10 protein-coding genes, 1 pseudogene and 2 riboswitches are annotated in these 12,657 nt (G+C 39.9%); of the genes and pseudogenes, 3 read left to right on the top strand and 8 right to left on the bottom strand.

From position 1 onward, the window contains the following. Positions 1 to 104: 104 nt before the first annotated feature. From MKX57_RS11145 to MKX57_RS11135, 3 genes and pseudogenes are all read right to left on the bottom strand, one after another. A pseudogene (locus MKX57_RS11145) lies at positions 105 to 391 on the bottom strand (transposase); the annotation flags it as partial. Between the two features lie 257 nt (positions 392 to 648). Continuing rightward, a complete protein-coding gene (locus MKX57_RS11140) occupies positions 649 to 1,143 on the bottom strand; it encodes a diadenosine tetraphosphate hydrolase (protein ID WP_089984460.1) in 495 nt (164 codons plus the stop codon). A gap of 58 nt (positions 1,144 to 1,201) precedes the next feature. Then, the gene (locus MKX57_RS11135) at positions 1,202 to 1,678 is read right to left on the bottom strand and encodes a dihydrofolate reductase (RefSeq protein WP_008174809.1); all 477 of its coding nucleotides are present in this window, start codon (positions 1,676 to 1,678) and stop codon (positions 1,202 to 1,204) included. A 161-nt stretch (positions 1,679 to 1,839) separates the two neighbouring features. Between MKX57_RS11135 and MKX57_RS11130 the strand changes: the two genes are divergently transcribed. Both MKX57_RS11130 and MKX57_RS11125 read left to right on the top strand, forming a co-directional pair. Next, positions 1,840 to 2,757, top strand: a complete 918-nt coding sequence (locus MKX57_RS11130; RefSeq protein WP_342551066.1) for an alpha/beta hydrolase — start codon at positions 1,840 to 1,842, stop codon at positions 2,755 to 2,757. A gap of 61 nt (positions 2,758 to 2,818) precedes the next feature. Continuing rightward, complete coding sequence (locus MKX57_RS11125) at positions 2,819 to 4,015, top strand: class I SAM-dependent rRNA methyltransferase (RefSeq protein WP_171364811.1); 1,197 nt, start codon at positions 2,819 to 2,821, stop codon at positions 4,013 to 4,015. An 87-nt stretch (positions 4,016 to 4,102) separates the two neighbouring features. Here MKX57_RS11125 and MKX57_RS11120 read toward each other — a convergent pair whose 3' ends face one another. The 3 genes from MKX57_RS11120 to MKX57_RS11110 all read right to left on the bottom strand — a co-directional run bounded on the left by MKX57_RS11120 (position 4,103) and on the right by MKX57_RS11110 (position 7,888). After that, complete coding sequence (locus MKX57_RS11120) at positions 4,103 to 6,091, bottom strand: S9 family peptidase (protein ID WP_342551065.1); 1,989 nt, start codon at positions 6,089 to 6,091, stop codon at positions 4,103 to 4,105. Between the two features lie 71 nt (positions 6,092 to 6,162). After that, positions 6,163 to 6,840, bottom strand: coding sequence for a precorrin-3B methylase (locus tag MKX57_RS11115; protein WP_008174816.1), 678 nt, complete (start codon positions 6,838 to 6,840; stop codon positions 6,163 to 6,165). A gap of 52 nt (positions 6,841 to 6,892) precedes the next feature. Then, complete coding sequence (locus MKX57_RS11110; RefSeq protein ID WP_239355095.1) at positions 6,893 to 7,888, bottom strand: ABC transporter substrate-binding protein; 996 nt, start codon at positions 7,886 to 7,888, stop codon at positions 6,893 to 6,895. A gap of 163 nt (positions 7,889 to 8,051) precedes the next feature. Continuing rightward, positions 8,052 to 8,239, bottom strand: a riboswitch (cobalamin riboswitch). 176 nt (positions 8,240 to 8,415) lie between these two features. On the opposite strand from MKX57_RS11110, the gene MKX57_RS11105 reads away from it, so the two are divergent. Next, complete coding sequence (locus tag MKX57_RS11105) at positions 8,416 to 10,356, top strand: translation factor GTPase family protein (RefSeq protein WP_342551064.1); 1,941 nt, start codon at positions 8,416 to 8,418, stop codon at positions 10,354 to 10,356. Between the two features lie 105 nt (positions 10,357 to 10,461). Here MKX57_RS11105 and MKX57_RS11100 read toward each other — a convergent pair whose 3' ends face one another. Both MKX57_RS11100 and MKX57_RS11095 read right to left on the bottom strand, forming a co-directional pair. Further along, on the bottom strand, positions 10,462 to 11,220 hold the full coding sequence (locus MKX57_RS11100; RefSeq protein WP_089984471.1) for a hypothetical protein: 759 nt from the start codon (positions 11,218 to 11,220) through the stop codon (positions 10,462 to 10,464). 232 nt (positions 11,221 to 11,452) lie between these two features. Beyond that, a riboswitch (cobalamin riboswitch) is annotated at positions 11,453 to 11,637 on the bottom strand. A gap of 157 nt (positions 11,638 to 11,794) precedes the next feature. Beyond that, complete coding sequence (locus tag MKX57_RS11095) at positions 11,795 to 12,619, bottom strand: copper amine oxidase N-terminal domain-containing protein (protein ID WP_342551063.1); 825 nt, start codon at positions 12,617 to 12,619, stop codon at positions 11,795 to 11,797. Positions 12,620 to 12,657 lie beyond the last annotated feature (38 nt).

The following is a 12,657-nucleotide window of genomic DNA, read 5'->3' as shown; positions in this document are numbered from 1 at the left end:
AGAGGGCACTGAAAAACTTATGTTTTCATAAATGCGAACCTTTTTCAGATAAAAATAAGGCACTTCTTGTTCAATTTTGAACAGGAAGTGCCTTATTTCTGTCTCACTGGATCTTCTGTTGCCATATCCAAGAAATAGTTGAATGACAGCGCTCTACTAGGTCGACGTCTGATACATCATTAATCGCTTTTAATAATAAGTACTTAAACATGCGAATTGGAGGAATGGCATTACGTCCATTGTCTAAACAATATTTTGTTTTTAGCTCTTCTAAAATGAATGAAAAATCAACAAGTTCATTGATCTGGCGAAGCATATTATCTTTTGGCACAACAATATCGTAGATTGCCATGTATGGACTTAAATTAAGGGTTTCCTGATTTGAAATCATTGGGGCACCACCTACATATTCATTCTTTTATTATAAAGGAAAGTGTGACTAAAATAATAGAATGATACATTGCGTTGTTTGGAGAAGCATCGCTCGACTCCTGCGGGAAAGCGAGACAGACGAGACCCCGCACGAAGCGAAGCGTAGGAGGAGACTCGGCGCTCGCCCGCGGAAAGCGAGCGGAATGCTTCGGAAAACAACAGTAGAGTCACAGTGCCAAATGAAAAAAAAGATATGGACTTTTTCAGTGCCCTTCTTCATAAGGAGCGATTTTTTATGGATTCTCTTAAAAGCTCAATAGCTTCCCTTACTTCTTTTTCATGCTCCTCATTACTCAAATTATTTCTGGCATGAAGTAATACTGGCCTCAAGGATTCAACGGATCGCCCGAATGCATTCATCCATTCATAGCGGGGCACCATCCAAGTATGGAAATGATGAGTCGTATCTTCGTTGTAAAAATAATAAACGTATTCAATGCCCAATACTTCCCTTTGAGCTTGTCTAATTTTTGTTAAGAGATTGATGTAATCCAGTTTTTCGTCATTATTTAATTCATCGAAGCAATGGATGTGACGCTTTGAAGCTAAAATAACTAATCCCTTGATTGGATAAGCTACATCCTGGTGGGCGTGAAAATAATCCGTTTCAATGATAACACCACCATTGGGCTTGACCTGTCCACTTATGATGGCACAGCTCAAGCAATCAACTTGAGCAATTTCTCCACTCGATAATCGTATGTTGCGCATCAATATCTCCCCTAAATATAGAAATAGCACGGTCTATCAAAACCGTGCTTTTCCCATGTTATTTACGCTCAAAAATTTGATATTGGAAAGTATAGCCTTCTGAAGCTGTTTCGGGCTGTTCAGCAGAAACCTCTACAAACTTCTCCTCATAGCTCGGAAAAAAGGTATCGCCCCGAAATGAATGATTGATTTTTGTAATATATAAGCGATCTGCCATTTCCATTGATAAACGGAAAATTTGCTCACCGCCAATAATCATGATTTCCTCTACATCCCCTGCTATCGCTATTGCTTCTTCTAGGCTCGTCACAGTTTCAGTGCCTTCTGCGTGATAATTTTCATCTCGTGTAATAACAATATTGCGACGTCCAGGTAGTGGACGACCAATGGATTCAAACGTTTTTCGTCCCATAATCATTGGCTTGCCCATTGTTTTGTTTTTGAAATACTGCAAATCTCCCGGTAAATGCCAAGGCATTCCGTTATTATAACCAATTACATGGTTGTCATCATGTGCCACAATTAAAGAAATCATACTGTCCCTCCAAATACTTTCTTCCCTTTTATTATAAACACAATTCGTTGATTTCACCTCTATTATGAAAGAATTTTCTTTTTCTAAAATTAAATCCTAGTAAAATTATATGAATAGTTTATAATGTAAGTAATAAACGTCACGATAAAGGACTGATGAGGATGACTACTTTAAGAAAAGAAGCTGTTCATTATATTCAAGATCAACAAGTTGCTACACCCTACTATCAAGTTACACCACAGGAAGCTCGCGCGATGCGTACGGTTACGCCATGGCAATCACCCCATAAGCCAATATTAGCGGCGATGCAAGATCAACTAATTACCATGCGTGATGGGGCTCAAATTACGCTACGACTTTATATACCTACTCATGTTCAACCATTACCTGTTATTGTTTATTATCATGGCGGTGGCTGGGTATATGGTAATTTAGAGTCTGTTGATGCTGGCTGTCAGCTTTTAGCAGACCAAGCGCAAGCAATTGTCGTTTCAGTGGATTATCGTTTGGCTCCTGAATTTCCTTTTCCAACTCCATTGCAGGATGCCTACGATAGCTTAGTATGGGTGCATGACCATATCGAAGCATATGGTGGCGATGCTGCTCGGTTGACCGTGGCTGGGGACAGTGCTGGCGGAAATTTAGCAACGGTCGTGGCCTACTTAGCTGTAACTTCAGGTGGACCATCATTGCAAGCACAAGCACTCATTTATCCTGTTACGAATGTGGATTTTACGACCGTTTCCTATCAGTCTTATGGAGAAAAGTTCGGCCTAGATAAACAGGGCATGCAATGGTTTTCTCAACACTATACAGATGAATTGAACTTTACAAATCCATTGGTGTCTCCCCTACTGCTCGAGGATGTAAGACGTATGCCTAAAACACTCCTCATTGCAGCAGAGGCAGATGTCCTCTTTGATGAAGGTTTAAGTTATGCCCAAAAATTGTCTGACTCTGGAGTACCTGTGGAGCATATAACCATGTCTGGTTTAATTCATAGCTATTTTAGCAAAATGAATTATTTTGAAGAGGCAACAATCGAAACGGTGGCAAAAATTGCTGAATTCCTGAAATAAGTTTGGCTATCCCATCCAAACAGTGCGATAATAAAGCAAAACGTTTTTAAAGGATGACAACATGACACAAATAATTGCACTACAAATAAAACAGCCTTTTGCTGATCAATTAAAAAAAGGCTACCCATTAATTTCAAAAGATGCAGTGGATGCACGACAACTACCTTACGAGCAAGGGACTCTACTTAAGCTGATGGATCACCATAATCGTTTTATTGGTACAGGTTACTACGGTATTCAAAATAAAGGGATTGGCTGGGTCCTGACGACAGATATAAATGAAACCATTGATAAAGCTTTTTTCATTAAAAAATTCAAAAAAGCTATACAGCTACGAGAAGCATTCTTCCAGAATGAACATACAACAGCCTTCCGTGTTTTCAATGGCGAGGGTGATGGTATCGGTGGCCTAACGATCGATTTCTTTAATGGCTACTATATGGTGAGTTGGTATAGCGAGGGTATTTACTCATTGAAAGAAGTCGTTTATGAGGCGCTTGCTGAAACCATCAACTACCAGGCCATTTATGAGAAAAAACGATTCGATAGTAAAGGGCAATATATGGAACAGGATGATTTTGTCATGGGGACTCCTGGCGAATTTCCAATCATGGTTAAGGAAAATGGGATGACCTATGCAGTCCATTTAAATGATGGTGCGATGACTGGAATTTTCCTTGATCAACGGGAAGTACGATTAGCTATTCGTGAGCGCTATGCGAGCACAACAAATATGCTAAATACCTTCTCCTACACAGGGGCATTTTCTGTAGCAGCCTCGCTTGGAGGAGCTACTAAAACAACAAGTGTCGATGTTGCAAAGCGCAGTTTAGCCAAAACGATTGAGCAGTTTAGCGTCAATCAAATTGATTATGAAGCGCAGGATATAAAAGTAATGGACGTTTTTCATTATTTTAAATATGCACAGCGTCACGAATTAAAATTTGACCTTGTTGTATTAGATCCACCAAGCTTTGCCCGCACAAAGCAAATGACGTTCTCAACGGCGAAGGACTATCCAAAATTACTGAAGGATACGATTGCGATTACAGCCAAAAATGGCATTATTGTGGCTTCCACAAACAACGCAAGCTTCGGTATGAAAAAGTTTAAAGGGTTTATCGACCAAGCATTTAAAGAGACTCGTACACGCTATAAAATTGTAGAGGAATACGGTTTACCAAAGGATTTCCGTGTGCCTCGTGAATATCCTGAATTTAATTATTTGAAGGTCGTTTTTATTCAAAAAATGGACTAACTCATCTGGAATCACACTTTGCTGTGGTTCTTTTTTTCTATAAAAAATGGCTTAAGAAGTATGTTCACTTCCTAAGCCACCTCTTTTTTAAAGCTTTTCCACAAACCAATCTCGTATATATTCGAGACGATTAATTCTTAATGTTGGCTTTCCGCTTCTTGACAGTTCATGATTAGCTTCAGGGAACCGGACGAATTTCGTTTCTTTTTTCCGATACTTCAAGGCGATAAATAATTGCTCCGCCTGTTCAATCGGACAACGATAGTCTTTTTCACCATGTAAAATAAGCAATGGTGTTTCAACATTGTCTACATATTTCAATGGTGAATGATGCCATAGCTTCTCTATATTTTCGAGCCCCGCTTGAATTTGCCAGTCTGTAAAGTAATAGCCAATATCACTCACTCCTGCAAAGCTAATCCAGTTTGAAATAGAGCGTTGTGTAACTGCTGCCTTAAAGCGGTTGGTATGCCCAACAATCCAGTTGGTCATAAAGCCACCATAGCTCCCACCTGTTACACCTAGTCGAGTTGGATCAATGAACTCATATTGCTCTAAAGCATAGTCTACAGCGGCCATTAGGTCTTGATAGTCATTGCCACCATAATCACCACGTACTGCATCCACAAACGTTTGTCCGTAGCCATGACTTCCGCGCGGATTTGTATACAGCACCGCAAAGCCTTGAGCAGCTAGGATTTGGAATTCATTAAAATAGGTGTTGCCGTACATCGCATGTGGACCACCATGGATTTCAAGAATAAGAGGATATTTCTTCCCTTTTTCATAGCCCACTGGCTTCATGATCCAGCCATTGACCTTCCAGCCCTCAGCTCCTTCAAACTCAATGCTCTCTGGCACAGCTAACTCTTTCGTCTTTAAAACGTCTTCATTGACTGTCGTCAATCGTTCTTTTTCACCCGTTTTTAAGTTGACGTAATATAAATCGCCCGGATTCGTTGTCGTACTTATGGCGACAACGGCTTGATCATTTTGAGCATCTAATGAAAAACCATAAACGTATTGATCATCGTGAATAGCTGGATAAATTTCACCATCTACATTCCCAAAGTAAATTGCCGCATTGCCGTGATCCGTTACTTGGAAATAGAAACTATGATTATCATTCATCCATTGTACACTTGGTGCTGCTACCCCTTGCAGGAAATCACCGATGACATAGTCACCCACAGGGGCATCAAATTCACTTGTTGCACAGTTTAGCAGATTTTGTTCCATATCATAAATCCATAGCTTCGCTTGTGTGGCATTTTCAAACTCACGTTTTCCTCCAACAAAGGAAAGGAAGCGGCTATTAGGCGACCAGGACGTTTGGTAATAGGAGCCAATCCCCTCTGTTACCTTGCGACTCTGTTTTGTTTCTAAATCGAATAAATAAATATCCGCATTAAACGAAAAATCTAAGTCCTCTGCTTGATCTGCTAAGTACGTAAGATAACTGCCATTTGGCGACCATGTACTCAGATGGAAATCCTCGTTCCCTTCTGTCACTTGCTTTAAGTCACCAGATTTTAAATCGACAATGGCAATGTGAGTATGCTGGTCCATATCCATAAATCCACCCGCATCCGACTTATGTTTCATCTTATCGATTTCGAGTGGCTTGAGTTCTTTTTCTTCTTTCTTGTCATCTTCAGCTTTGTCTAAGATAGTTTCATCTTTACCTAGCAAAACTGAAAAGGCAATTTTCTCTCCACAAGGAGACCAGACAGGCGTTGACGCACCGTTTTTGCAATACGTCACTTGCTTCGCCTCTCCCCCTGTTTTCGACAGTACAAAAATTTGCGGCTTGCCTGATCTTGTCGAAGAAAAAGCAATTTGACTGCCATCTGGCGACCAGACAGGAGAGCTTGTCCGATCGTTACCATATGTCCATTGCTGAGGACGTTTGTCTTTTAAATTTAAATAAAACAAGTTAGATACATAGTCTTTTTTCTTCTCATCAATACGTGTCTCTACATAAACTACCTCAGTCCCATCAGGTGAGAGCTGTGGATCTGCCACTGATTTCAAGTGATAAAGATCTTCTGGTTGAATCCCTTGTTTAGTTGTCATGTTCTTGCTCCTTTGTATTGTCATTTTCTATGCTCTACTACAATATTTCGACACCCTAAGTATTTTTCCTGCTACTCTATTGATTTTTTTACTAGTTCCCAATCAGCATTCATTTTTGTTCTGCGATAAAATTTATAAAAAGGTTCATTGGAACGAGCTTGGTTTTGATAGAGACGAATGATTTGTAGCAAAAAATCCTCAATATGATCAATCCCTACCCTTTTCGCGAAGAGAGTACCCGCCTGTGCCTTCGCCCCCATAGGGATGGCTCCTACATAAACATCAAAGCTCTCATGCTGATAGACTAAACCAATATCATCATATGTAGGATTATAGCAAGCCGATGCACAGCCATTCACATTGACTCGTACTCTTGCAGGCACAGTTATACCGTCCAATGCCTGATAGAGTTGTTCTGTTTGAGGAACTGCCTCCATTTTTTCTCCATCACAAAAATCACATGCCTTCATGGCAATATGAGGTCCTGAGGAAGCAACAAACAGTCCAGCCTCCTGTAAGGCATGGGTCGCTTCTGTCAGTTCACTAGAGGGGATCGATAATAATATGCTATAGGAGGCCGAATATTTAATGGCCCCCTTCTCCCCTACTATTTCAGCTATTTTTTGAAATTGGGCTGGCGTATAATGCTTATTAATAATGCCAGGGCTTACCGCTAATCGTGTATAACCACCTTGCTGATTTAGAGTTTCGAACGTTTTATCTGGTATGTTTTGACGAAATGCATTCATTGTTATCGCTCCTTAAGAAAAAGGAGCTAGCAAAGCGCTAGCTCGAATGTTTTTAAAAGTTGGCTGGGTAGAAGCCCTTGGCTAAAATTTGAATGGCCGCTGCAGCACGTACCCCTTCAGATGCCGCTGAAAGTGGAAGAATGACAAAGCGATCATTTATGACTGCTTCCATTTCCTTCAACGCTGGATCATTTTTTAAGAATTTTATCTTTTGTTCAGCAGTTGTTTCACCATAATCAATGACAACCACCACCTCTGGATTGCGATCTACTGCATCTTCCTTCGATACCGTTGTCCATCCTGACTCCACATCTCCAAAGATATTTTGACCGCCAGCGATTGCTACTAGCTCATTCATAAAGTTTTGACCAGCCGTGAATACGTCTTTATCACCACTGTCAAAGACTAGCACACGTAAATTTTCACTGTCTTTTGGTAATTTTGCTTGAACTTCTTCGACATCTTTTGTCATTTGTTCAATTAATGCTTCACCGCGATCTTCCACTCGGAATATTTCCGCGATATGACGAATATCCGTGAAAATATCCTCTAATGTTGGCTTTGTCATATTGGAAGCCGTATGTAAATACGTATGAATTCCTAATTCCTCAAGCTCCTCTGGTGTTCCAACACCTTTCTCACCAAAGCCACTTTTCCAGCCTGCATACAAGAAATCTGCCTCGGCATCAATGACTTGCTCCTTTGTTGGGTATTGATCTGAAAGAACTGGAACTTTATCGTAGGCTGCTTGAAGCGGCTCGTAGATTTTATCATCTAAATAAGCTGTCCCTACCATGGAATCCTCTAAGCCTAATGCAAGCATAATTTCTGTTACATGCTGATTTAAGCTAATGGCCTTTTTTGGTGCTTCCTTATAGGTTTGGGTAGTTTCATTATTTTCAATGATGACCTCAGTTGTTGTCGCCTCAGACGGTTCAACTTTTTCAGTTTGCTTTGCTGATTCAGGCTTGTCCTTTGCGCCACACGCTCCTAATACAGCGATTAAGGCGATGACCATGACTAGCCATATACTTCTCCATTTTTTCATGTCCTTTTCTCCTTTGTTGTCATAAATATAGAAAGAAATCAGAGACTTCTTTGCTACTAGGATAATTGGAAGGGCATAAAAAAACCCTCTTGTCGCCAAGAGAGTTGCATAGTGAAAAAACGGTATTAGTACCTTTATCACTATCCCCATCCTCGTGGTTCTTAGTTAACATACATATACTGGCAGGTATCCTGGCTTAGGTTCATCATCTATACGCCTTCCCATAGTTAAACTACAGTGGCATGCTGTATAGACTCCCCATTTACAGTTGCGGGACAGCATCGGAATTGCACCGATTTCCCTTTTAAGCAAATGACAAATGCCATTTGCACCAATATGTTCTAATTATGCTATTGATAGACTAGCAGTTCATGCGTTAATTCGCAATCAGTAATAGAATGCAAAAAATATAATCATCATTATATTAGCACTATTTCGACAAAAAGACGAATCATTTTACAAGAAATAATTGTGCTAGTATTCTGATACAATGAGAAGATAGCTACTTATAGAAACGAGGATTTATTATGTACAAGACGATTGGGGTTCTTGCTCATGTTGATGCAGGAAAAACAACCTTTTCTGAGCAAGTGCTTTTTCATACAAATAGTATTCAAGCGCGGGGACGTGTCGATCATCAGGATGCCTATTTAGATAATCATGAGCTTGAGCGCAAACGGGGCATTACGATATTTGCCGAGCAAGGACGCATGACTATTGGCGACGATACATATACGTTGATTGATACACCAGGACATGTCGATTTCTCCCCAGAGATGGAGCGTGCCATCCGTGTCATGGATTATGCCATCATTATTATAAGTGCGGTAGAGGGTATTCAAGGTCATACTGAAACGGTATGGCAGCTTTTACGAAACTATCATGTCCCTACATTCTTTTTTATTAATAAAATAGATCGTGACGGAGCAGATGTAAGGGCTGTGATGACCCAGCTCCATAAAGATTTCTCGGAACATGTATTATTCGTCGATGAACCACTTCAGGAGAATTATGTTTCCAGCACAATCATGGAATGGCTGGCGGAGCGTGATGAAAAGCTCCTGGATGCCTTTTTGAATGAAGCATTGGAGCATGGCCTGTGTATGAAGCACCTACAATCGATGATTAAAAATGAATCCGCCTTCCCCTGCTTTACTGGTTCGGCATTAAAAGATGAAGGCATTCAAGAATTGATTGCTCAACTTCCACTCATAACGGGTACTCACTTCGAGCCGGAAGCACCGTTTCAAGGAGAGGTCTTTAAAATACGACATGATGGCCATCAGCGTTTAACATTCATCAAGGCTTTAACAGGCAAATTACATGTTCGAGATGAATTTACGTTTGGAGACCTTACAGAGAAAGTAACAGAAATTCGTCTTTATAACGGCAGCCGTTTTGAAACTGTTCAGCATGTTGAGGCTGGTGAAATCTTCGCTGTTAAAGGGCTCAGCCAGGCACACATTGGCGATCGCATTGGCAGTAACACGCTATCACAGCCCTATGAGCTTGTCCCTACATTACAGGCAAAAGTTCAATATGAGGGTGAGCAACATATTAAAGAAGTATTAAAGATTTTCCGTCTACTAGAGGCCGAGGAGCCATCATTGCGTGTCGTATGGCAGGAAAAGTTTCAGGAAATCCATGTGCATATAATGGGTGTCATTCAGTTAGAGGTACTGATAGAAGTATTATTGAAGCGCTTTACATTAAACATCTCTTTTGGAGAGCCGCAAATATTATATTTGGAAACAATTGCGACAACCGTTACAGGCTACGGACATTTTGAACCACTTAAGCATTATGCAGAAATTCATTTATTAATGCAGCCAAATGAACGTGGGACTGGCATTACCTTTAGCAATGCCTGCCATGCGGATGATTTATCAGTGGGCAACCAGCGCCTCGTAGAGAAGCATTTGTTTGAACGTGATCATCATGGCTTACTCACAGGCTACGCAGTAGCAGATATTCATTTTACGCTTTTAACGGGACGTGGACATAATGAACATACGTCTGGCGGTGATTTCCGAGAAGCCACTTTCCGAGCACTGCGCCAAGGACTGGAACAAGCACAGAACGTCCTGCTTGAGCCGTATTATCGCTTTAAAATGAAGGCTTCCAATGACTTTATTGGCCGTATGATGACCGACATTCAACAGGCTGCTGGCACCTTCGACGACCCTGTACTCACTGAAACAGAAGTTGTATTAACAGGACGTGCACCAGTAGCGACCTTCATGAGCTATAGCACGATTTTTGCCGCCTATACAAATGGGAAAGGTGCGCTTACCCTCCAATTTGATGGCTATGATTTGTGTCATCATGCAGAAGAAGTAATATCTCAAATAGGCTATGATAAAAATGCCGACCCTGAATACAGTTCTTCTAGCATTTTTTGTTCAAAAGGTAAAGGCTATTCTGTCCCTTGGCAAGAGGCGCAAGCAGCCATGCATTGTCAGAGCTAAGTTCATGTACTAGCATGGCAAATCTGTTGAACTAGTACTTCAGATGAAGGTAGAATATCCCTACAAAAAATAAAGCAAGCCCTCCGCTTCATGGAGGGCTTGCTTTTATATGGCACCAACAGCTTTCTTTGAAGGCTTGTGCACCGGATAGGCAGGTTCAACCACCACATAACCTTGCGTATTCGTGAAGTCGATAACTACTTTTCCAGGCTGACTTTTTAATATTTGTAGTTGATCAATTAATGTTAATAATAGCTCGTGGCCGTTCCCACGTGGATGCCAATTAAAGTGATAATCATTTAATTCCTTAACGGCTTGAAGAAACTGCGTGTATTCCTGCTGTGCAAATGCAATTAGTTTATCCTGATGAGGAATTTGCTCTAAATCGTTCATATACGTTTCATAAAAACGTATGACAATCGAGCATAGTAAATCATTGACACGTGCAGCGCTTAACACTGGATTGGGCTCCTGTGAAAGACGGTCAAGATTAGGCTTTGCTCGTGTTGAATCAATGCGTGTAATTAAGTGGTACTGCTCCCCATTCACCTCATAAACAATAGGGTTGGTTGGCATATACATCATAAAGCTATTCGTCTTCGTTTTCAGTTGATCCGTTAAATTCGCCTGAGCAAAAAGATGGCCTTCTACCTCCCCATTTTGTATCCAAATAATGTCTTTATTATATAAGATTTGCTCAAAAAAACGATCGTTGCGAATCAGTCTCGTTGCTAATAATTGATCAATTAGTGATTCGACCACCATTCTTGTTTTCGCTTTCTTAGCAATTTCTGTCCGTGGCTGCTTACAAATCGTCATATCTACAAAAGGCGTTTCCTGTGTTGTCGTTGCATGAATATTCATCCTATGTGCATCCCCTTTGCGTACATATTTTCAAAACAAAAAGGACTTCCTACTATGTTTGAGGAAATCCTTCGCTTTAATGTGCTTCATCACACAATGCCAAACAAACCCTAAGTAAATGTGAAGGAGTTCTAAAATGAACCCTTTCATGAACTTTGGGCGTATGACGTACTGTGACGAACAGAGCATTCTGTTTTGTCAACATGCCACCTCCTATTCCTCGTAGGTTTATGGTGTGTACTCGTAACTAGGCAGGTATCCTGACTCATGGTCATCGCCACTTTTCCCCTTCCCATCATTTGACAGTGGTTGCTGAAAAGTCGCTCACATTTACAGTTGCGGGACAGTGTCGGATTCACACCGACTTCCCTTTTAAGCAAATTGCACGCAATTTACACCTATTACTACACGCTATTCAGTTGATTTCTAGCCGTTTAAAAGATGTCAGAAATAGTAGAGTAAATATTCCTTACTGACTATCAAACTAAATTGTAATATGTAGTTTACCTACTGTCAAGAAATTGGAAAAGGAAGGCAATTAAAAAAGCCACCTATCAAAAGGCGACCTAATTATTTATTCAACAATCCACTTTGCTTTAGGATAATTAACAATCCCTGTGTTATATTCTATTTCTTTAATTGATATATCTTTGTCAAAGAGATACTGATAATGTCCTTCCGTTGTTTCCCCTTTGTAAATATATCCTTTTGAATTAAAATGATTTATATATCCAATGTCATTTATTTCTTTTTCATATTTAGACTCATTAATTTTAAATCGCAATCCACCAGGATAAATTAACGGCTTTTCAGATTTATTAGTTACAGATAAATAAACATTAAATCCCTTATCAACACCATCTACATATTCCACTTTTTTAAGTGTAACTTCTATTTGATCATCTGAAAAAGTCTCGCCAATTTTTAAAGTTGGAACTTTCTTTTCTTCATTTTCCGTTTTTTTATTATTTGAATCTCCAGTAATTGTTACCGTTTGAGTTTTTTGATTCCATTGGACATTTGCCCCTAATGACTCACTAATAAATCTAAGTGGAACAAGTGTTTTTCCACTCTTAACTTGTGCTGGAACAGATAAATTTATAGCATTATCATTTACTTTAGCATTTTTCGAACCTATTTTCAGCCATACTTTTGTATTACCTTTTGAAGCGTCAATTGTTTGAGTAGATTGATTCCACTGGACATTAGCACCAAGTGATTCAAAAATACCTCTTAAAGGAACTAATGTACTACCGTTTTCTATTACTGCTTGATTACTAAACGATTGTTTCTCACCGTTTATATAAATTGATACTCCTTCTGATGCACTAGCGTTATTCATACCTAATCCAATTAACAAACAAAACAACAATGGAATTATAAATTTTAACTTTTTCAATTAATTCTCTCCCTCATACATTATTAGTACAATTATAC

The sequence above is a fragment of the Lysinibacillus sp. FSL M8-0216 genome (genome assembly GCF_038595555.1).
GTDB classification, from domain to species: domain Bacteria; phylum Bacillota; class Bacilli; order Bacillales_A; family Planococcaceae; genus Lysinibacillus; species Lysinibacillus fusiformis.
This window is presented reverse-complemented; position numbering and strand designations above follow the sequence as displayed.